This is a genomic window from Bradyrhizobium japonicum USDA 6, assembly GCF_000284375.1.
Lineage (GTDB): Bacteria > Pseudomonadota > Alphaproteobacteria > Rhizobiales > Xanthobacteraceae > Bradyrhizobium > Bradyrhizobium japonicum.
Window position 1 is genome coordinate 3132943 of record NC_017249.1, and the last position, 20667, is coordinate 3153609.

Below are 20667 nucleotides of genomic sequence, written 5' to 3' on the forward strand. Positions count from 1 at the left end.
CTGGGCCATCGGGCTTGCGAAGACAGGGGAGGCGAGTTTCGCCAGAATTTGTCTGACGCTCCACGAGACGGTCCGCCTGCGCGAGCTCCTGGTTTATTGGATGGCTCCACCCCTTGAAAGGCGCCCGGGAGCATCTAGATACATCCACACACCATCCAGACGGATGGTGCAGGGATGTTTCACTATGGCCGGAAATGCACACGAGCTGCGACCCAAGGCCCCCGACACCGAGAAGATCACGATCAACCTTGGCTATGTCGACCTCGGTCATGTCGATCTCATGGTGCAGGAAGGGTTCTATTCGAACAGGACCGATTTCATCCGGACAGCAATCCGGAACCAGCTCGAGCGACACGTAGAGGTCGTCAGACAATCCACGGCCCGGAAGAACTTGGACCTCGGGCTGCGCAACTACACACGCGAGGATCTCGAAGCGGCGCGGCGCGCCGGCGAAATGCTGCAGATCAATGTTTTGGGCTTAGCCACCATCGCCCAGGACGTCACTCCCGAGTTGGCGCGCGCCACGATCGCGTCGGTTTCGGTGCTGGGGGCCCTACACGCCACTCCCGCGGTCAAGGCCGCTCTCGCCGACAGAACGAGGTGAACGATGCTGAATCAAGACATAGTCCGCGAAGCAACCCGCCTCACGCGTGCCGGCCAACTGGTCGAAGCCACCGCGCTGCTGCAGCGCATGCTCCAGGGCGATCGCGCTCCAAGACCGGAGTCGCGCAGCGCCTCTCAGGCTCCGCTCTCGCGGCTCGATCCGCTTACCATCGACGCCATGGCCGACGTCGTCGAGGAGCGAGAAGCTCCGCAGGCCTCGTCGGCCCGCTCTGGTCAGGGACGCAGACGCTCCTTACCGCTCGACGGAATGCGGGATTTTTCCGGGCTTGGCCTGCGAAGTCCGATTACGCGCGCTCCTCTGTCGCCATCGGACATCGTGCCCGAGGGCACACGGTTTATCGCCGGTACCTTCAGTAACGCCGCGGGAAGCCGGACCTACAAGCTGTTCATCCCGAGCCGCTGCCAGGGACAACGGCTTCCCCTGATCGTCATGCTTCATGGCTGCACCCAGTCGCCCGACGATTTCGCGGCCGGCACCCGGATGAACTTCCTGGCGGAAGAGCAGAATTGCTTCGTGGCCTATCCTGAGCAGCCGAGCGGAGCCAACCAGTCGAAGTGCTGGAACTGGTTTCGCACCGGTGACCAGCGCCGCGGTGAGGGCGAGCCTTCGATGATCGCCGGCATTACCCGCCAGATCATGCGCGACCATCCGATCGATCCGAAGCGCGTATACGTCGCGGGTCTCTCTGCCGGTGGGGCCGCCGCTGCCATCATGGGCGCCACGTATAGCGACCTATACGCGGCCGTCGGCATTCATTCAGGCCTGGCGTGTGGGGCCGCCAGCGACCTTCCCTCCGCGTTCGTCGCCATGCGGCAGGGAGGCGGCTCCAAGGCAATTGCGGACGGCAAAACTTCTGTGCCGACCATCGTTTTCCATGGCGATCGCGACACAACGGTGCATCCAAAGAATGGCGATCAGATTATCGAGCAGGCCGCCAGGGCAACGAGGCCGACGATGAGGGTGCTGCGCGGACGCGTACCCCACGGCCATGCCTATACTCGCACCGTCCTGATCGACGGGGCCGGTCGGGCGACTTCCGAACACTGGAACATCGATGGCGCGGGACACGCATGGTCAGGCGGCAGCCCCGCCGGGTCCTACACTGACCCGCAAGGGCCGGATGCCACGAGGGAAATGCTGCGCTTCTTCCTCGAGCATTCGCTCGGTGGGTAGTCTGGCTTCTCGGGGCGGCTCAGAGAACGTGCGATTTATCTTAGTTCATGCGACCAACAGTGCACGGGCTTGGAACGCCACGTCACAGAGCCTGTTGTCCTTTCGGAAATGACCGTTGTGGTCGCACCCCCATTTTCTTGGAGCGTCAGATGAGCAAACGCAAAGCGGCGACAGCGGCAAAGCGCGCCCGCAACCCGAAAATGGCCGCGCGGGCCCAACGGAACAAGCAGGCCATTGTTAGAAGCCCGAAAGACAATTCACTTCACTCTGCTGCGGCAGACTCGGTCGAACCGCCTCCTGAGCTTCATGATGATCCTAAACACCAGGTTCCCATCATTGAGCCTGAGGCGGATGCCTTAGTAGGTGACCGCAGCCAGAGAATGACGGATAGCGATCCAACGAAAGGCTTTGCTCTACCGACAGCAAACATGCAGGCGTATCAAGCGAAGCTTCTTGAGATAGCCGGGGCCAACGCGCAATTCGCTTTTGAATTCAGCCTGAGACTTGCGACGATCAGGTCACCAACTGAATTTTTGGGCGTCATTACGGAGTTTACGAGCAGACGGGTCGATATGTTCGCGCGGCATTCGAAAGAACTGGCCGCATATCCGTTCTTGCGGATCAAGCCGCCCCGAGAAGTCACGGCTCTGCCGGGACGATAACTGCAAGCCTTACCCGCTGCGGCAAAGGATGGACGCAAACGCGGATCAAGCACGCGGGTCACGGTTGCTGCTTTCGGCTAGGGAGCGCGACTCACAACGAGGGAGCGGAATCAGCGCCGGCCATTTTGGTGCCGATCTTTGTCTTGACCGCAGTTTCTGCGTGAGGGGCCATCAAACCGCAGTCAGGGGCAAGTGCCTTGCCTTGCGACGCCGCTCTTCAGATGGGCCCATCAAATTGGAACACGCCAAGGATGTCGGGCTCGATTTGCTTCCCTGGCAACCCGCGATTTCTGCGCTGTACCCCAAGAGTTAGCGGACCGAGGCTGCTGGCGCGAGTTGAGGACCCTGCCATCTCCGGGACGCGGGTTCGGAATCAGGTTTGTTCGGAAGATCGGCGGAAGCTGGTGCAAGACGGCGCCTGCGGGTTTTTGCCAATACTTAGCAGGCGGTGCACGCCTACATCTGATCGCGTCGGCGCTCTCGCAGCCTCTGAAAAACCTTCCCGACATGGCGACGAACGTGTCAATGGTCGTCGGCGACGCATCGCGGCGGCCGTCCGATATTCCGGATAACTCCGCCGGTGTGTTTTCTCGCTGAGCCGCCCCTCGAGAAAGGCGCGCGCATAGATGCCGGGCGAACTGTGGCCCTGAACCAGGATCAGATCGCCGCCATGGTTCTCCGAAGCTGCCAGGCGGTTCGAGCGCGACGCGCCCATCCTTGACGAGCAGACGACGTCTGTTCTGCTGGCTTATGCATGGCCGGGAAATGTGCGCGAGCTTCGCAATGCCGCCGACCGTTTCGTGTTGGGTGTGCTCGACGGCAAGACGATCAACAAATCCGGCCTTGGCGGCGCGGACGTCTCGTTGCCTCGCCAGCTCGAGAACATCGAACGATTGATCATCGAGGATGCATTGCGCCGCAAGCAGGGCGACGTCCAGGCAACAGCTGCGCTGCTCGGCCTCCCCAAGCAGACCTTGTACGACAAGATCAAGCGTCTTGGGGTGAACGTCGACGGCATCAAGGAAGGTTCGAGTCTCCGCCGGGGATTGTGTTCGAGTACGGATGCCGGGATGACGTGCCGCCGACGTTACCCGCCATCTTGAAGGCCGCGGGACAGACGCGGCGCCGGACCAGGAAACGCACTCCCTGAGATCCCCACGAACTGCCTCAGGCGACAGATCGAATAAGATAAGACGTAGCCGAGTTCCGGGCACCCCTGACCGAGGTCGCACAGTCCGAAGAGGCGATCGGGCTCGTTTGGGTCGACTTCAGTGATGAGCCACGCGGCTTGAGCCGGTGTGAAAAATTTCGCAACTGGTACGTGGCACCGCCGTTGATTGCGTTCACCAAGAGTTGGACGCGTTCTGCCACCGTGAGGAGATCGACGTTGGACATCAAGCCGCTCCCAGTCAGAGCGTTTGAGTAAATCGACGATTGGATATGTCGCACAATTCATTGGTACAAAGGGCAAATTGGTCGGTCTGGTAAGTGACTTTTGCTACTCTCGATCGGTCGCTCCCTCGGGGGCACCCCGTCGTCTGATCTCGTCCTCGATTTCTTCAAGAAAATCGAGGATCTCGGGAAAGTCCATGTCCTCAGAGCTTATAACGCTCCACGATCGTCAGCTCAGCCTCTGAAAAAGGTCCGGCCCCATTTTGCATCACCGTCTCCCGTTTTATAGGACGAGCAGGCAGGCGAGAGCGACTGATGGCGTTCTCATCACCGATAAATGCCTAGGGCCTCGCGGTGACAGGTTTTGTTAACATCTACGGCGGTACCGAATCTGAGCAAATTTGACCATCTCGCCACAAGGCGATGGGGAGAGCCTAGCACTCGTCCTTGGCTCTGTGATGAAGATTAAAAGCGTGTCGTACTTGTCGCGGGCTTCGGTACCAGCGCCGTATCGGCCAGGCCGCCATAGTGTGGTGGATTGTAAATTGTCGTTGTCAGCGTCTGCCTTGGCTTGTTCGCTCAGTCTTCTCGGGCGTCCAAACGGACATTGCCTCACTAATGACTTTGCTGCGGCTTATGGCGCCGGCGGCAATTTGAACAAGGTGCCAATCGTCCAACAGCTTCCCGCCAGAATGCCGAATCCATCCCGCATGGTGTGGTCAAAGACGATCGCCCGATCGAGGGCGACTGGCCCTATCTGTTGTCCTCCCGAATGGGAATCAGGTCTTGGCCGCTGTCTTGGCAATCTCCGTCTCGCTGCCGGTGGCGCAAGCCTTGGCGAATGAGTAGTCCATGCTCGTGGACGCCACACTCTTCACGAATTCGCTGACGACGTTTTCTCTGGAATAAGGGCCGGTCGCCTTGAACTTCGCGAGAGCGCCGTCCGCGGCTGTAAACTGAGCGACACACCGCGGTACCAGAACGGACATCCGGCCACTGGTCTCCGCCGAGACCCGCATGACCCTGGCGGACTCCCCGGTGACCCAACCGCCCCAGGCAAATCCAATCGCCATCGTCGCCACCGCGCCGAAAGCAATTCCTTGAAGGAAACGGGTCCGCGCCTCGCCTTGTAATATTGCAGGAAGCTTCATGATGGTTGCCTTTCGTGAGCGCATGAGGACGTGCACCGGCGCTGCTGACGCACGTTGGTAAAATCCAGTTTTATGATTGCGCCTTCCGATGGCACGTGAGCTGCTACTACGACGACGCGCGGCGACTTCGGAGGTCGCTGCTTCCTGGGCAGCTTCAAGGTGAGCATCTGCCAACCTCTAGCCATACCCTATATCTTCGGATTGACCGTGTAAATGACGTTGCGCTCTGCTTCGACCGCACGTTCAGGCCGCGCGACGAGCCTTCTTGGCTTTGCGCTAGCCAGACAAACTACTTTGCCAGAGCGTCACGGCTACGACCAGTTGAGTGTAATTGGCGTGTCTGAACTCCTCATCCCAACGAATAAGATCGTACGCGATCTTGTCCGGCGTATAGGCACGAAAGTTGAAGCCAGCAGAGAGATGCCGCGCAGCGGCACCATCCAGGGCTTCCTTGGTGACATCCGTCATACGGCGCCCTTCTGCAAAACCGGTTTCGCTGCTGAACGTGTTTCCGTTCAAGGCCAGCCTCTTCGTTCGGATGACGCTGCGCTTCGTAGCAGGGAATAGCCAGTGAAATCGGGGCTCGCGAGCGTCAAATCGAAGGTCTGTCCGCTCCCTGCCAGGTCGAGATAGTTGTGGCTATTGCAGCTCCGGAGGTGCACGCTGTCCTTCAGGCAGAGATGATATCAATCGGTCGATCTGTCAGACGCGCTGCCGTCGCAATGGTCCGGAAGGCAATTGCACTTCGTCGCTCCCTGGTCGTGTTTGAGAACAGCGCAAGGAGCTGTGCGATGAGCGGGCGGTCGTGGCAGGAGTTCACTGGAACCCTAAGCGACCGCGGTCATTAGCTGGAGGCGGGAGCGAAAATGGCCGGATTCCCGCCTCTCCTCCCGCGGCATCGCCGTTATCGCCCTCCAATCAATGATGTCAGAGATGTCCAGGTCAAAAGCAGTTCCGCGGAAGACGTCAGCGGGGACAGCCGAGCAAGGACGGGCGGTTCGGCTGACGCCCGAGCTTCTCGACCAGGTTGACGCATGGGCGCTCAGCCAGAAGCAGAGGCCTAACCGATCAGAAGCGGTACAACTGCTGGTGAAGACGGCGCTCGAAGGGCTGCGTGATCGGCCTATGCGCGAATCTCCAGAGTCGAATCGTGAGAGCCCTCGGATCCGCGCAAAGGAGCTTGCCTCTGACGCGCTCGACCGGCTGGCCGATACGGGTGCGACATCCGAAGACAGGGCAAGCCGGAAGAGCAGGCTGATGAAAGGTCCCGAAGAATTTCGCAAGGTCCGGCGGGACAGATCGAACAGTTGAGGCTGATCGTGTGACAGGACGACAGCCGCATCGATGTCCGAGTCTTCAGGCAAGCGACGCACCGATTGGCGGGACTAATATGTGTTCAATTTCTGGAGCGCTCCATGAATCGGTATTTCTTTGACATCCAAAGTGGTCGCGATTTCTTTGCAGACGAGGAAGGTCTACCCAAGTGCCAAACGACCGTTGTACCGCAGGTTCCGGCCGCAAAGTCGCGCGGTTCTCCCCGCTGGCGGAGCCAGTTGTGACAGCTCGGGAGCCAGTGGCTATACTCTAGGCTCGGCGCTTCGGAAGGGCACGGCATTCGCGAGCAGCGGGCTTGTGCCTGCTCGATCTAGGGCTCGCGTCATCTACTTGGGGGCGGCTTTGAGCAATTCCACTGAGCGGCCAAAGTACGAACGCCTGGCTGACTTCATTCGATAGAACCAGGCTCCGATCGTGAAGGAATGGACGGAGTTCGCTCGAACTCTGTCACCGGCAAGCGATCGGATGACGAAGTTGGCTCTGGAAGATCATATCTTCGATCTTCTTAGGTTTGTGGCGGACGACCTCGAAACCGCACAAACCCCGCGGGAGCGATTTGATAAATCGCGAGGCGACGGCCCGAAAGATAGCCCCTTTTCTCAAAGCGCGGCTGAGCTCCATGCCGCTCTGCGTCTGGCCGACGGCTTTAACATCGACCAGATGATCTCGGAATACCGGGCGCTTCGCGCAAGCGTCGTCAAGCAGTGGGTTGCTCATCATCGAAGCCTTGCGGACACCGATATTGAGGACTTGACGCGGTTCAATGAAGCGATCGATCAGGCCGTGACGGAGTCGGTGGCCCACTATACCAAGACGATAAATGACTCGTGCAACCTGTTTCTGGGCGTCCTCGGCCACGACCTGCGCAATCCTCTCGGCGCCGTTTCAATGGGCGCTCAGTGGATGGAGCGATCGGGGACAACCGACGCGAAGCAGGCCAAGGTTGTTTCGGAGATCAAGCTGGCCGCAGGGCGGGCGACGCGAATTCTGAACGATCTGCTCGATCTCACACGCTTCCATCGGCACTCAAATCCCCGTTACAAAGACCGAGAACGACGTTGCGGCTCTGTGCCAGGAAATCGCGGATGAGTTTCGCGCCGTCAACGCAGATAGGAAACTTCAAGTCGCAACGAAGGGCGATCCGTTGGTTTCCTGCGACCGCGCCCGCCTGGGACAGGTGCTGTCCAACCTGATGGGCAACGCGGTCCATTATGGCGACGTAGCGACGCCCATCACAGTGACCGTCGCAGGTAACGATCCCGATGCTGTGACCATCAACGTGCACAATCTCGGCTCCTCAATCCCGCTTGAAGCGCAAAAATCAATCTTCCAATCCTGGACGCGAGGCCACGATGACGGAAGTCCGCCAGAGCACAGTACCCACCTCGGCCTTGGCCTCTACATCGCAAAATTGATCGTCGAAGCCCATGGCGGCGAGATCTCTGTGGCATCCAACGAAGAAACAGGCACGTGCTTTTCGATCCGACTGCCTCACAGGTGACGGTCATGCTCTGAGGGGAAGGGGTGGTGGCGTTCGACGCGCTCACCCTGCGGCGATGGGCGGGCAGGGTCGCCAGACGCACATTGCCGACGGGGCGACTTCCACGCTCATTCGGCGGAAGTGGCGGCGCCTCATGGTGAACCCTTGGAACCGTCAGCCGCATTGTCGATGCAAAGACTGCTCAGAAACAATCGGCCATTCGGAACGTCGGCTGCTGCCATCGCTTGATGTCCGACCGGGTGGCGTCTCCTGCATTAGAAAGAGCTGATATGCCAGAGCAAAGCTCTCCTCGCGGCAGTTGCAACTTGATCGTCGAGGACGAACCGATGCTCCTCTTGATGGCGAACGACATCGTCCAGGATGCGGGGCTGCATCCGCTCCTTGCCGGCAATGCCGATGAGGCCATCAAGATTCTTGAAACCCGACAGGATGTCTGCGTGGTCTTTACGGATGTCAGGATGCCTGGCTCGATGGACGGGATTGGGCTCGTGGAAGCCGTTCGCGAAAGATGGCCACCGATCCAGCTCCTTGTGGTCTCCGCCCATCTGGTCGAAGGCTCTGAGCTACCCGATGGGGCAAGATTCTTCCGCAAGCCATACCCGTCAGAGGCGATCATCTCGACGCTCCGAGAGCTTGCTGCCTGATCGTGAGGAGCGTTTGTCCGCACAACGGGTTGCTGAACGCCTTTGGCGCCGGCGTCGCTCCGATGCCCATCTGTGCTCGCGCGCTTCGCATTTCCTGTGGGGGCGTTGATCCTGCGGGCGCCGAGCGCGGGTCTCACCAGCTTCTACCACCTGATCAATATTGACCAGCGCGTCGCACCTTAAATTGCTACGCTTGATGCATCGCCGCGCGGCCCTCGGTATCTGTCGGTGATGAGAACGCTGTCGCGCTCCCGCCTTCCCTGGGAAAAGGAGCACGCTATGCAGCGACGCCGAATCAACCAAACCACCTCCTTTGAAGAACGCCTAGCCGAGCATGGGCGAGCCCTTCGTCAAAAGGCAAAATCGCTTCCGCCAGGTGTTGAGCGGGAACAAACCATCCGCAAAGCTCGGCAGGCGGAGACCGGGGCTCAAATCAGCGAATGGCTGTCCACACCCGGATTACCGGCTCCCGAATGAAGGAACGGGAGGTCGCTGCGTTCGAGCAGCATCAGAAAGCAGCATGATGTTGCGCGCGGATCCTGCTGGCAGGCCCCGCGCGCCGGCTCACGATCATTGCGTTCAGTCCCGGTCGTTCGCCTCTTCCTTGATCACGGGCGGTGTATGGCCGAGCTCAATCTTTTGAGCCAGTTGCGCCCGCTCCTTGTCTGCCGGCTGATCTTCTCCGCGGACGCGCATGATGCCGTGGTCTGATGTCTTGGTCATGATGACCTCCTGCCGGACCAAGCCCGGCTTAACCACAACGTTCCAAATACGGAGAGCCGCGGGCGGAGCGGTCGCGTCATTCCGGTTGCTTCGCCACAATTGGCCGCGGCCTCGTTCTGAAACGTCGCCTGAGCCGCTTCCATTTCATCTCGATCCAACGCAACACGGCAGGAGAGGTTTTTGCAGGATCGGCATGTCCTGCGCGATAAGAAGAAGTCCAAGGGGGAGCATCCAGAGGCCGAAGAGGGGCAAGAAGCTGAAGATGCCCCCGAGAATTAATATCCCCGCGACAATGACACGGATCCAGAATTTGGATGGCTCTCGCAGCCAGCGAATGAAAGTCCCCACTTTCGTGGGCACTCGACGCTCGATCAATGCGAAGTATCTGTTCAGCCCCAATATGACGGAAGCCATGCCAATTCCGATTCGCGCGAGTGTTAAAGCACCGCATCACAACAATGCTGCTTGGGGAGCCAAACCGACTGGGGGCGGAGTGTTCCTCCGTCCTGGTTGCGCACAGAGGAAAAGTGCGGCGAGGTCGCTTGGACATGCAGAACCCAGTGAGGTGCTCTCAACTCGGTGCCCTTGCTTGCGGCGGGGGACGACACGTCACAGGCATCGAGAGATGCCCATCAAACAAAAGCCGCCGGGCGTTACACCGAACGGCTTTTCTTCGCGGCTCCCAGTCTCCTGGTTCTGCCGCCAGATTCAAACCGCCTTCTCACCCTTTGTTCCCTTCGAGAGTCCGGCTGTCAGCAGATCGGCGGACAGCGCGTGTGCTTGACCCGTAAGGGGCCACTGCCAGCTCCCCTTGTGTTTGCAGTAACACGGGCTTTCCCTCACCACGGCCACTTGCGGAACGAACAAGCAATAGCCATTTGGTAATTATCGAGTTTCGGCCGAACGACTTGGCCTTGCCGCTTAAAGCGCGCCTGACTGACGACCTCCCTCCAGATCTCGCTTAGCTTGCTGCGCGCTCGAGCGCGGCTCCGAACATCTATCCCAAAGGAAGATCACCCATGAATACGGGAACTGTGAAGTGGTTTAACGGCCAAAAAGGCTTCGGCTTCATTCAACCAGACCAAGGAAGCCAAGACGTCTTCGTTCATATCAGCGCGGTTGAACGCGCCGGCATGAGCGGTCTCGATGAAGGACAAAAGGTGTCCTTCGACGTCGTTGCTGACCGCCGGACCGGCAAGTCCGCAGCAGAGAATCTGCGCGTCGCGTAAGCGTGCATAGGATGCCATGCTGCTTTGACCACGGATGTACTGGCAGGGCCTCTGGCTTCGCAACCCGCGACCGGTTTAACGGCTGCGGGTTTGTTTTTTAGAACGCAAGGAAGATGGCGCTTCGCAATGTGCGCGCAGCCGGTTTCCCTACGCCGCTCGTCGCCGTCGGAATCCAGCTTGAACGAAAAAGTGGCATCTTTTGCCGGCGTCCCCATATGAGATGAATGACCAAATGGCAAAAATCCAGCGCGCGGCAACCGCACAAGACGAAGGCTGAACTCCGTCAAATGCTGACAGATGCGGTTCGTAATACGTCCGTAACTGACTTGGGACCAAGGCCCGTCGTAAGACGTGAGGGCCACGGGCAGCGGCTTGCGTCGATTAGGCTTGGACAGTCATCGTAACGTGGCGTTCAGTCCATGCGAGCGAAGTCTTTCGACAACCAGTGAAGGAGCAAGATGCGCAAGTTTCCCGAGCCCACCGAGCGAGAGGTTCAGGAAGGACCCCAACAAGTATCCTTCCAGATCGCGAATGGAAACGCGCGTCAGACCTGCGTTTTGCAAACCGCTTACCCAACGAAAGCGCAGGCGCAGAAGTACCTTCTCTCAAATTGGCCGGCCATCGAAAAGATGGCGCGCGACGCTCTCGCGGCGGGGGCCGTTGAGGGCGGGCAGATCAAGCTCGTATTGAGCTGATCAACCGGAGAGGGCGCCGGACAATGGCTCCAGTTCCAGTTGGCGCGGCCAACTGTTTTGTCTGAACCGTGATGCCGGGCAACGGCTCGTTGCGCGGCGTTTGGCGGTCAGATCGTCCGAAAGATGCAGCGGCTGTTTGAGCCGACTGTACCTCCTCCTGCATGTCTCTAACCGCCGAGCTCGCGCGCAGCGAAGACACTTATCGGGGAGAGTTGATTCTCAGCCCAATAAGGTTCGGGCCTTTGTCACGGCGTCATAGATTTCGATCTTGAGCATCGGGTAAGTCGACTTAAGTGCGCGACCCGACGACTCGGCAGCTTCCGCAGTATCAAGCATCGGCTTGAAATGCCCGTCGACGATGATCACGAATCCCTCCGTCGGCAGTCTGTCAGCACGTGGTGCTCTCGGCTCGGGCTCTTCAATTGAGTGAACAGGCATTTTCATATGAAGAGCTCCTTAAAAGCGACAGCACACCAGCCATAGATCCTATCGCGGCATCAGGCCCAGCAGCTGAGTTCTTCCCTAACCGAGGCAGAGGCGGACAATCTGACAGGAACGACTCTCTCATCGTGAGATTGTCATATTGGTCTGTGGCGCGATACTGACCCCTCAGCTTGCGCCATCCACCCGGGATGGCTCATCGTCGGACGCGCGTCTTGCGATGAGCCGATTCTCGGAAGGCTGACTCAATTGGTCTTTCAGATTCCTTCCGCGTCCGACGAAGGCAAAGTCGCGAGCGGTGCCGGGCCTATCCGGCGGGCTTTTCTTTGTGCCGAGCCGGGGTGTCCCGATTTTCGTCAGTCTGCTCCGCGTCTCCGGGCTTTTTTCCAGCCATGTTTCCCGGATTGTAATGGTACTTACCTTCCGGATTTTCGCCGGGCTGCTTCTCATTGGGGATTTTGTTGTTTGCCATTGATCCAGTCGCTTTCTCGGCAAGAGTAACAATGTTGAACAAGACCAACGTCGACATGTTCCACGCCATCATTATTGCCTTCAGCTGGGCTGATCAGTAAGAGTAATCTTGAACCGGCGAGAGCGACAACGATGCGCTCCAAGTAACGTTTGGAACGAAGATTCGGCGGCGATGGTTGAGGATGAGCTGCAACATTTCTCAATTTGCCTGAGTCATCGTGCAGACCATCTGAGGTACTGCACATGGCACTCCCGCGAACACGCTCCCTCTCGCTCCAGTCCGACTACACCGCTGCCTTGCGGCGACATCCTGCGCTTATGGCATTTGCCGGGGCGGCTTCCCTCCTCGGGGCCATGGCGATCGTAAATGGGCGAGTCGCCAAGAAAGCGGAACGCGATAACCCGCCTCGCGGGCAGTTCTTGGAGATCGATGGCGTCCGACTGCACTACGTGGAACGCGGCAACGGCCGTCCGCTTGTGCTCCTGCACGGCAACGGCAGCATGATCCAGGATTTTGAATCCAGCGGCTTGATCGACCTGGCGGCCAACCGGTTTCGGGTGATCGTATTCGACCGCCCCGGATTCGGACACAGCTCGCGGCCGCGGAACGTGATATGGACCCCGGAAGCCCAGGCCGATCTGTTCAGAAAGGCGCTTGATCGGCTGAGCGTTCAGCGGGCGATCGTGCTTGGACATTCATGGGGCGCGGCGGTCGCTCTTGCGCTGGCGACAAGACATCCGTCATTTGTCGAAGCTTTGGTGCTCGCATCAGGCTACTATTTTCCAACCGTTCGTGCTGACTCGGCGGCATCTTCGATGTCTTCGATACCCGGGATGGGCGATGCGATCAGTCACACGATCTCGCCGATCGTCAGCCGCCTCTTGTGGCCTTCCATGTTGCGAAAGATGTTCGGTCCGCGGCCAGTCCCTGACAAGTTCGTCGGCTTCCCCAAGGAGCTGGCGTTGCGACCGTCACAGATGCGTGCCAGCGCGGCGGAGGCAACGTTGATGATCCCCGCTGCATTCGAGTCGTCGAAGAGCTACGATCAACTCAAGATGCCCACCATCATCATCGCCGGCGATGAGGATCGCCTCATCGATATCAACAAGCAATCGGTCAGACTTCACGGCGAAATCGCTCACAGCAAGCTGCACCGCGTCGCTGGGGCAGGGCACATGATCCAACAGTCTGCCACGGCTCGGTTGATGGCGGCCATCGATGAAGCCGCTGCTGCGACCGACATTGGCGGGAATGCACCGCACCGGTTCGCGAGCGCCTAGGAACGCTCCGGCGGGGCCACGTGTTCTCATTCTTCAGTTGGCGAAGAGGCCCGCCGCGGCCGAACCGTCCAGCCGGACCGACTGCTTATCCGGCTAGAGGCTCCTGCAGCCGCATCGCGCCCTTCCGACCGGTGCGAAGCTGACTCAGCGGGTTGGGGCAGGCCCCTTGATCGGGATGGAGAAAAGCGTCGTGGTCTCGCTGTCAAAGTTGCCGCATGAGCCCCCCTGGTCCCCGGGGCAGAATGTCGGCGTACCGGAACCGGCTGCCTCGCCACCGCAGGCGGCCGACGATATCGAAATGCCGCTGCCGTCCAGCCCGCAGACGTTCTTTCTCGGTAGTCTGCTAACACTGGCCGTGCTGGCAGCCATGCATGTGGCAAGCTCGATCATATTGCCCGTGGTGCTCGCCTTCGTGCTGCAGCTCATTCTGCACCCCGTCGTGCATCTGCTCGAGCGTATAGGTCTCCCCCGTGCCATCGGAGCGCTCTTGGCGATCCTGGTGGTGGTGGGAGCGCTCGTGGGGTTTGTGGCAGCCTTGTCGCTACCTGCCGCGACCTGGGCGGAGAAATTGCCGGAGGGCCTGCCTCGCCTCGAAACTCACTTGGTCGTTCTAAAGCGCCCGATCGAAGCGCTGCAGAAAGTCATCCAGCAGGCCGAGCACGTCGCCGACGCTCCCGAGAAGAAAGGAGCCATCGTTTCGGTCCGCAGCGATCTCGGCCTGACCGGCGCGCTCTTCGCTGGAACGCGGGCTGTCATCGACGGCCTTTTTACCACGGTTCTGGTGCTCTACTTTCTCCTGGTCGCAGGCGACGTTTTTCTGCGACGTATCGTCGAGGTCCTCCCAAGTTTTCGCGACAAGAGGCAGGCGGTGGACATCTCCCAGCACATCGAAGCGGACATATCTGCCTATCTGCTTACAATCACCGCCATGAATGCTGCAGTGGGAATTGCAACGGCGGTTGCGATGTATTTCTGCGGGCTTGGAGACCCGCTGTTGTGGGGAGCCAAGGCCTTCCTGCTCAACTACGTTCCAATTCTGGGCCCACTGTTAGGCACCGTCATCTTCCTGCTGGCCGGAATGTTGAGCTTCGACAGCTTGTGGTGGGCCTTGCTGCCGCCGGCCCTCTACTTCTGCATCCACCTCGCCGAAGGCGAAACCCTGACGCCCATGTTGCTTGCCCGACGCTTCACGCTGAACCCGGTGCTGGTCATCCTGTCGCTGGTGTTCTGGTTCTGGATGTGGGGCGTGCCTGGCGCGATCCTGGCTGTTCCGATGCTGGCCATCCTCAAGATCGTCAGCGATCGCGTGCGTCCGCTAAGAGCTTTGGGCCACGTCCTCGAAGGCTAGTCCGGTGTCGCTCTTGGGAGAAGATTGAGGACCGCGCCGTCGAAAGGCGGCCATTGCAGCATGCATGTTACGCCAGCGGCATTGAGAAACTAAAGCGGGTCTCCGCGGGTGTCGATGCGACGGTCAATGCGCCCCCATGCGCCTTTGCGATCTGCGAGGCGATGTACAGCCCAAGTCCAAGCCCTTGCTTGCTCGCACGGGCCTTGCCGCGGAAGAACGGTTCGAACAGCTTGTCCATCACCGTTTGCGGAATAGCCTCACCGGCATTGGCGACCCAGAGCTCGAACAATCCATTTCGCGTCTCGGCGTGAACGGTGATGGGCTTGTTGGCCGTGCCATGCGTCACGGCGTTGCCGAGCAGGTTGGAAAGGAGCTGGCCGATGCGGATGCGATCGCAGTTTACCGGCCCGTCGACGGCAAACTCGAATTCGATGACGCGACCGGGCGAAGCCAGCCTCAGTTCGTCGATCACCTGGGCAAGGACGGGCTCCAGCGGTCCTTTCGCATCGTATTCCAGGGTAATGCCGCCGCCCAGACGACCGCGTGCAAAGTCGAGGACGTTGTCGATCATCGAGGCCATGCGCATGACCGTCGTCTGCATCATGGCGACGATCTGCTGCTCCTTCTCATTCTGCACGGTACGGCCGAGAAGTCTCGCGCCGGCGCTGATGGAGGCGAGAGGATTGCGAAGATCGTGACCAAGTACGGCGATGAACTGTTCCCGCAGTTCGGAGGTTTCGTGCTCGAGCAGCAGCACTTCTTGCGTCGCCCTTTCGGCAGCAATGGCCAATTCTCGGCCGGCGAGGAGCTCCTGTTCGTAGCGCCGTCGGTCGGTCGCCTTGATCAACGCAAGACGGATCAGCAGCAGCTTTTCATCCGCATCGCGGCGCTCGTTCGCGTTGGCGATCATGTGGAGCGGCTCACCGGCAGCGGTCACCATGTCGATAGCGAATTCGTTGAAGAAGCCCTGCATCCGCAGCAGCGGCGCGATATGAGTTTCGTAGTAGATGCGGCCTGGCATGGTCAGGAAATCGGTGAAACGCTTGCCGACCATCTGGTCTGCCGGGTGCCCGCTCCACGCCAGCAAGGTCGGGTTGACATGCTCAATGCGGCCGTTCGGGTGCAGGGTGACGTACCCGCACGGGGCGTTGTTGACCATGTCCTCGAAGTCTGGACCGGAGACGCTCACGAGACGAAGGCTCGAATCGCCGCGATGACCTCGTCGGGCGCACTGAGGTTCGGGCAATGCCCGGTCGCGTTCAGGACGATCATTCGACCGCCGGGGATACTACGGGCAACGAAATCGCCGACCTCCTGGGAGGCGATGATGTCCTCCTTGCATTGGAGGACGAGGACTGGAACGGAAACTTCCGCGAGATCCTTGCGGTTGTCGGAGGTGAAAGTCACACGGGCGAACGCTTTGGCAATATCGGGGTCCGTGCGGCAGAAGCTGTTCGTGAGCTCCTGACCGAGTTCCGGGCGGTCGGGATTGCCCATGATCATCGGCGCAATCTGTGTTGACCAACCCATGTGGTTGAATTCGAGAAGCGCGAGCAATTCACCGATCTGCTCGGCACTGAACCCGCCAACATATCCTTCGTCGTCGATGTAGCGGGCTGAAGGGCCGATGAGCACGAGCTTGCCGAACATGCCTGGCGCTTGTCGCGCCGCCAGCACGCCGATCATGCTGCTGACGGAATGCCCGACGAAGACGCAATCCTTCAAACCTAGCTCGGCGCCGATTTCGACCACGTCGTCGGCGTAACCGGATAAGGTTGAATACTTGGCCCAGTCATAGGCCGACAGATCGGATCCGCCGGCGCCGACGTGGTCGAATAGAACCGTCCTGAAGTCCCTTTCAAACGCCGGAGCCACGAACCGCCACATGTTCTGATCGCACCCGAAGCCGTGGGCGAAGACCATCGCCCGGTCGCCCGCGCCACGAACGTGAACGTTATTCCGTTCGGTTACATTTGCCATAAAGCCTCCCTTACGCATCATCGTGCAGTTTTCTATCTTTGCTAAGCGCAATGCGGCCCTGGCCAGGAGCACTCGTCGAGCTTTGGCTCCAGGGCAGCGTCTCGGTTCTGCGTCGCCCAGATCAGAACCATCAGGAACATCATGATTTCCTACCCGTGTAGATGACCAGCTGCCGGATATCGCTCGAGCCATCTGATGCAATCTCGAACGGCCCCAACGCCGGGACAGTTCCAGCGGGAAGCTGGCCGCGCTTCAATGGAATGATCTGGCGAGATCAGAGCCCGCGACTGGCGACGCGCGTCCTGCGAACTGTCGATCCACTCCGCGTCCGAAAGTCACATCTTCGATCTCGAGGCGGTGCATCTGGGATGCTGTAGTTGACTGCTGTTCACACTGATGACGTCTCAGCCATTGTCATGGCGCGCCCAATGTCGCTTGACCGACGAGACCCCACGCCATCTCGATATCATCTACTGGGCGGAAATGTGCCACGAGTGACGGCTCCACTTGCATCCGCTTCATCGTCGCGCCGAACCAGATAGACCAAAGGCGAGTCGTCCGCAGCTCTCTCCGTCTTCGCGTCGACGTAATACACTTCTTCTGCTGGATCGGCGCGACGCACCCTAATCGGAGACGTCCCATCCCAAAGCGGTCTGTGTCCGAGCGTCATTCGCTTCAAGTCCTCTAGGAGCCATTGCTCCTGGCCGAGTTCTCTGGCCTGGAAAAGCGTGGCAGCCATGAGCGCTAAGATCGGCTGGCCATCGATCTCCAGCACGAACACGCCCGCAGGTAACTCCTCGGTTTTCACTGGCACCATCATCTGAACCACTCCTTTTCCTCGGCCGGTCGAAGCGGTCGAGCCCCCGGGGCGAGATTCGGGCCTCTTGTCCGTCGACGCTTGCGCTCCGTACGTTCCTCGTCCGATGTAAGGCGCATCGCCCGCTTGTCGAACCGCGCCTGGCACGGCTGGCAACGAGCTGGCGGCCCCCAACTTTATCTTGTCTTGCAATGCTTGACTTCGTCATCAGGGACAGCCGGTTCACCGCTTGCGTCTGGCAAGGCTTCGCAAGGAAGACGCGATTTGCCGCCGCTGATTTCGGTCAGGTCCTGGGGGAGCGACCGAGCAAACCGGAGCATCTGATGGCGCAGTTGAACGAGCTGCGAGACGCTGTAGCCGATTTGTTTGTCTGTTCGCTTGCGCAGAAGTGACGACATGACATCGACCATGGCCAGGCGGCGCGCTGACTTTCCTTCACCGAGAGCTACGGAAGTCATATTGAAACCTGGCTTGGCGCCTTGCTGGTCAATATTGCTCACTCGCAAGTAAATGTGCCGAATCCGGCGAGCCGGAAGCATACGCTTCGGTCGCTGCCTGCCTTCAGGATACTAGGTCAGCCTATGAAATGCCGGGGGCAATGCTTCTCGAACCAGTTCACTTAGATCCAAGGTCTCGCCACTTTCGGAAATGTCAGAGAACAGGACCTCCACGAAGGGATGTTGGCGGTTGAACGCGGCACCTCGCTCGTATTTCGCGCGCACAATCCGTTGGAGTGCGGGGAGGTTCAGTCTGCCAAGCGCATTGTATTGATCTCGGAAAAGACTTTGACGTCCTCCAAGATGCTCGACGGATTCCGCCCAGACGTCCATCACCTTCCGGCTCATGAATGCCTCGACCTGCTTGTTGCCATCCCGTGCAATGAGTCGGAGCCCGTCCATCGTGTGCGGTCCTTCATCGATTCGAAAGCGCGCAAGTGGCATGGAATCCTCCTGTTGTCGGCGACCTATTCAGGCCGGCAGCCTGTCGCGGGGCGTTGCACTCAATTGGCCCGATGGTCCGATCAGACACACAGGATATGGGTATGGAAGCGTCGAATAGCGAGGGGGTGCAAAGCAGGGCCCGCAAGGAGTTCGGGCGCTGCCTAACTCCATGGTGAGCTATATTGACCAGCGCGTCGTGCCGCCGGGTCGGCATACTTCCATGCTCCATCGTAAAGTCGTGCCACGCGCAGGGCGACCGTCGCTTCGCCCGAGAATGCCTGCTGATGGGCGCGCAATGAGCCGCGCCCTTTGGAAAGTGGCTCTTCCCTAGAATTGCGAACAATCAGGGAGTAAATTCTGCCCAATAGGGCCGCTGCCGCAAGGTCTGGCCGGCAAGGAGCAACCGTTCGTCGCTTGGTCAAGAAAGCCGTTCCCTGGCAGCCGATCGAAGCGAACAAGTTTGGTCGATTCAAAGGAGTCCACGCGTGGCGAAGCCGTCCAAGGACACGTTCGATCCCCAACATTTTCTCGGCAAGGTGGGCGCCGGCAAAGCCATTCTGACGTTTCGCAAGAACCAGCATGTGTTTCAGCAGGGCGACGCTGCTGACTCGGTGTTCTACATTCAAAGCGGCAAGGTCAAGCTGACGGTCGTTTCGGAGCAGGGCAAGGAGGCAGTCGTCGCCATTCTCGAGCCCGGTCAGTTCTTCGGCGAGGGATGCATGAATGGTCATCCTCTGCGGATCGCGACGACAACGGCGATGGAAGATTGCGTCATCACGTCGATAACCAAAGAAGCGATGATGTCGGCTATCCGTGAAGAGCCGAAATTCTCCCAGCTGTTCATTTCGTATCTGTTGACCCGAAACAGCCGGATCGAGGAGGACCTGATCGACCAGCTATTCAATTCCAGCGAACGGAGGCTGGCTCGCCTGCTGTTGCTGCTCGCGAATTTCGGCAAGGAAGGCAGTCCGCAGCCGATCAGTGCGAGCATCAATCAGGAGACACTGGCTGAGATGATCGGGACCACGCGATCGCGGGTCAGCTATTTCATGAACAAATTTCGAAAGTTGGGGCTCATCAGCTATAATGGCCACATCGAGGTCCACAACTCGTTGTTGAGTGCGGTGTTGCACGAGAAGCCCGTGCTCAGAGAGCGCGACTAGAGAGACTCCCAAGCGACGGCCCCAGAGCGTGGGGGCGCAATGAGGCCGTCATTTCCTCGGATGCTGTGGGGGCGTTTGCATCCGGTCGTCCTTACCAAGTTGCGCCACCGACATTCGTTCCGGCAGAAGCTCAACTCGCTTTCGTACGGTCAAGTCGAGTCGCAAGTCCGGGATCATTTCTCTGGAGCGATTCAGGGCTCAGCCTCACTTCATCCTGTGCTCACGAATGGATCTCGTCGGTCCACACCTTGAAGCTGACCAAGGTGTTAGGGCCAAACGTCTGGGTAATCGGCACGTCGGCCGCGTCACGTCCTTGAGCGATCAGAACACGTCCAATCCGGGGGACGTTGTTGCGTGGATCGAATGTGTACCAACGTCCGCCGATGTAGGCTTCGAACCATCCCGCGAAGTCTCCTGGGGCGTAGGGGGGAGGCATGCCGATGTCGCCGAGATAGCCAGTGCAGTATCTGGCGGGAATGTTCATGCAGCGACAGAACGTGATGGCCAGATGCGCGAAGTCTCGGCAAACGCCCTTGCCTTCGTTGAAGACGTCCCGGGCCGTCTTGGTTGCGCGCGCGTGTTCGTAGCCGAATTGAATGTGATTGTGAACGAAATCACAGATCGCCTGAACACGGGCCCATCCGGGCGAGACCTTCCCGAAAAGTTTCCACGCGACATCGGACAGATGATCGGTTTCGCAATAGCGGCTGCCGAGCAAATATACGATCGTCTCTGCCGGCAAGTCCTCGACCGCGTGTTGGGTAGCCGAGGGCACAACGACGTCCGGCAAGCCGGTGTCGCGAACGATCCCGTCAGCCGCCAGGCGCATTCGACCGGCTGGAGCAACGATGCGGCTGCACCAATTACCGAAGCCGTCACGATAGGGGACGATCGCAACGGAGGGCGTGGTGGTCAGATAATCGGGCACGACGACGTCCGATGCCCGAGAGAAATTAACGCCCAGGACCATGATCATGGGTGTGTGCTGCGGAAAGTCGTAGATCATCTCATAGCCGACCAGGATATTCACTCGGCGTCCTCCAAAGTCGACAAATTGCCGCGGCTGCTTCGATCTCGATCGTGCCTATCGAGCGT

At 59.4% G+C, this 20667-nt stretch carries 25 protein-coding genes; 13 read left to right on the top strand and 12 right to left on the bottom strand.

What is annotated here, in order from left to right:
• Positions 1–184 precede the first annotated feature (184 nt).
• From BJ6T_RS14670 to BJ6T_RS14685, 4 genes are all read left to right on the top strand, one after another.
• Entirely contained in the window at positions 185–604 is a 420-nt protein-coding gene (locus BJ6T_RS14670) for a ribbon-helix-helix domain-containing protein (protein ID WP_014493169.1), read from the top strand.
• 3 nt (positions 605–607) lie between these two features.
• Positions 608–1798: an extracellular catalytic domain type 1 short-chain-length polyhydroxyalkanoate depolymerase gene (locus BJ6T_RS14675; protein WP_014493170.1), complete on the top strand. Its 1191-nt coding sequence runs from the start codon at positions 608–610 to the stop codon at positions 1796–1798.
• Between the two features lie 149 nt (positions 1799–1947).
• Positions 1948–2460, top strand: a complete 513-nt coding sequence (locus tag BJ6T_RS14680; RefSeq protein ID WP_014493171.1) for a hypothetical protein — start codon at positions 1948–1950, stop codon at positions 2458–2460.
• A gap of 713 nt (positions 2461–3173) precedes the next feature.
• On the top strand, positions 3174–3563 hold the full coding sequence (locus BJ6T_RS14685) for a helix-turn-helix domain-containing protein (protein WP_445432993.1): 390 nt from the start codon (positions 3174–3176) through the stop codon (positions 3561–3563).
• Here the strand turns inward: BJ6T_RS14685 and BJ6T_RS49610 are convergent.
• The 3 genes from BJ6T_RS49610 to BJ6T_RS14695 all read right to left on the bottom strand — a co-directional run bounded on the left by BJ6T_RS49610 (position 3548) and on the right by BJ6T_RS14695 (position 5522).
• A complete protein-coding gene (locus BJ6T_RS49610; RefSeq protein ID WP_141379033.1) occupies positions 3548–3916 on the bottom strand; it encodes a DUF2958 domain-containing protein in 369 nt (122 codons plus the stop codon). The two genes, BJ6T_RS14685 and BJ6T_RS49610, sit on opposite strands and share 16 nt — an antisense overlap.
• A gap of 715 nt (positions 3917–4631) precedes the next feature.
• A complete protein-coding gene (locus tag BJ6T_RS14690) occupies positions 4632–5003 on the bottom strand; it encodes a hypothetical protein (protein WP_014493173.1) in 372 nt (123 codons plus the stop codon).
• Positions 5004–5279: 276 nt separating this feature from the next.
• Entirely contained in the window at positions 5280–5522 is a 243-nt protein-coding gene (locus BJ6T_RS14695; protein WP_225895071.1) for a hypothetical protein, read from the bottom strand.
• Positions 5523–6803: 1281 nt separating this feature from the next.
• Between BJ6T_RS14695 and BJ6T_RS48270 the strand changes: the two genes are divergently transcribed.
• The 4 genes from BJ6T_RS48270 to BJ6T_RS49615 all read left to right on the top strand — a co-directional run bounded on the left by BJ6T_RS48270 (position 6804) and on the right by BJ6T_RS49615 (position 8960).
• Positions 6804–7427, top strand: a complete 624-nt coding sequence (locus tag BJ6T_RS48270; protein ID WP_014493176.1) for a histidine kinase dimerization/phospho-acceptor domain-containing protein — start codon at positions 6804–6806, stop codon at positions 7425–7427.
• Between the two features lie 55 nt (positions 7428–7482).
• Complete coding sequence (locus BJ6T_RS48275; protein WP_014493177.1) at positions 7483–7839, top strand: sensor histidine kinase; 357 nt, start codon at positions 7483–7485, stop codon at positions 7837–7839.
• Positions 7840–8144: 305 nt separating this feature from the next.
• A complete protein-coding gene (locus tag BJ6T_RS14710) occupies positions 8145–8483 on the top strand; it encodes a response regulator (protein ID WP_100213765.1) in 339 nt (112 codons plus the stop codon).
• Between the two features lie 279 nt (positions 8484–8762).
• Positions 8763–8960: a hypothetical protein gene (locus tag BJ6T_RS49615; RefSeq protein ID WP_014493179.1), complete on the top strand. Its 198-nt coding sequence runs from the start codon at positions 8763–8765 to the stop codon at positions 8958–8960.
• 102 nt (positions 8961–9062) lie between these two features.
• Here BJ6T_RS49615 and BJ6T_RS14715 read toward each other — a convergent pair whose 3' ends face one another.
• Positions 9063–9206, bottom strand: a complete 144-nt coding sequence (locus tag BJ6T_RS14715; protein WP_157785226.1) for a hypothetical protein — start codon at positions 9204–9206, stop codon at positions 9063–9065.
• Between the two features lie 1019 nt (positions 9207–10225).
• Here BJ6T_RS14715 and BJ6T_RS14725 point away from each other — a divergent pair.
• Both BJ6T_RS14725 and BJ6T_RS14730 read left to right on the top strand, forming a co-directional pair.
• Positions 10226–10435 (top strand): cold-shock protein, encoded by a 210-nt coding sequence (locus BJ6T_RS14725; protein ID WP_014493181.1) that lies wholly within the window; start codon positions 10226–10228, stop codon positions 10433–10435.
• A gap of 458 nt (positions 10436–10893) precedes the next feature.
• Positions 10894–11130 (top strand): hypothetical protein, encoded by a 237-nt coding sequence (locus BJ6T_RS14730; protein WP_014493182.1) that lies wholly within the window; start codon positions 10894–10896, stop codon positions 11128–11130.
• 219 nt (positions 11131–11349) lie between these two features.
• On the opposite strand, the gene BJ6T_RS14735 is transcribed toward BJ6T_RS14730, so the two are convergent.
• Positions 11350–11496, bottom strand: coding sequence for a hypothetical protein (locus BJ6T_RS14735; RefSeq protein ID WP_225895070.1), 147 nt, complete (start codon positions 11494–11496; stop codon positions 11350–11352).
• Between the two features lie 382 nt (positions 11497–11878).
• Positions 11879–12100, bottom strand: coding sequence for a hypothetical protein (locus BJ6T_RS43390; RefSeq protein ID WP_141379027.1), 222 nt, complete (start codon positions 12098–12100; stop codon positions 11879–11881).
• A 185-nt stretch (positions 12101–12285) separates the two neighbouring features.
• Here BJ6T_RS43390 and BJ6T_RS14740 point away from each other — a divergent pair, with 185 nt between their 5' ends.
• Positions 12286–13323, top strand: coding sequence for an alpha/beta fold hydrolase (locus BJ6T_RS14740; protein ID WP_014493185.1), 1038 nt, complete (start codon positions 12286–12288; stop codon positions 13321–13323).
• A 175-nt stretch (positions 13324–13498) separates the two neighbouring features.
• A complete protein-coding gene (locus tag BJ6T_RS14745; protein ID WP_028170264.1) occupies positions 13499–14671 on the top strand; it encodes an AI-2E family transporter in 1173 nt (390 codons plus the stop codon).
• A gap of 67 nt (positions 14672–14738) precedes the next feature.
• Here the strand turns inward: BJ6T_RS14745 and BJ6T_RS14750 are convergent, their stop codons facing one another.
• The 5 genes from BJ6T_RS14750 to BJ6T_RS14770 form a co-directional block, all read right to left on the bottom strand.
• Positions 14739–15830 (bottom strand): PAS domain-containing sensor histidine kinase, encoded by a 1092-nt coding sequence (locus BJ6T_RS14750; RefSeq protein ID WP_043900367.1) that lies wholly within the window; start codon positions 15828–15830, stop codon positions 14739–14741.
• A 26-nt stretch (positions 15831–15856) separates the two neighbouring features.
• The gene (locus BJ6T_RS14755; protein WP_028170265.1) at positions 15857–16651 is read right to left on the bottom strand and encodes an alpha/beta fold hydrolase; all 795 of its coding nucleotides are present in this window, start codon (positions 16649–16651) and stop codon (positions 15857–15859) included.
• A gap of 466 nt (positions 16652–17117) precedes the next feature.
• Entirely contained in the window at positions 17118–17471 is a 354-nt protein-coding gene (locus BJ6T_RS14760) for a hypothetical protein (RefSeq protein WP_014493189.1), read from the bottom strand.
• A gap of 173 nt (positions 17472–17644) precedes the next feature.
• Complete coding sequence (locus BJ6T_RS45565) at positions 17645–17968, bottom strand: hypothetical protein (RefSeq protein ID WP_144037994.1); 324 nt, start codon at positions 17966–17968, stop codon at positions 17645–17647.
• Positions 17969–18037: 69 nt separating this feature from the next.
• On the bottom strand, positions 18038–18409 hold the full coding sequence (locus BJ6T_RS14770) for a hypothetical protein (RefSeq protein ID WP_014493191.1): 372 nt from the start codon (positions 18407–18409) through the stop codon (positions 18038–18040).
• 485 nt (positions 18410–18894) lie between these two features.
• Here BJ6T_RS14770 and BJ6T_RS14775 point away from each other — a divergent pair, with 485 nt between their 5' ends.
• The gene (locus BJ6T_RS14775; protein ID WP_014493192.1) at positions 18895–19572 is read left to right on the top strand and encodes a Crp/Fnr family transcriptional regulator; all 678 of its coding nucleotides are present in this window, start codon (positions 18895–18897) and stop codon (positions 19570–19572) included.
• 220 nt (positions 19573–19792) lie between these two features.
• Here the strand turns inward: BJ6T_RS14775 and BJ6T_RS14780 are convergent, their stop codons facing one another.
• Positions 19793–20602: a transglutaminase-like domain-containing protein gene (locus BJ6T_RS14780; protein ID WP_014493193.1), complete on the bottom strand. Its 810-nt coding sequence runs from the start codon at positions 20600–20602 to the stop codon at positions 19793–19795.
• Positions 20603–20667: the final 65 nt, after the last annotated feature.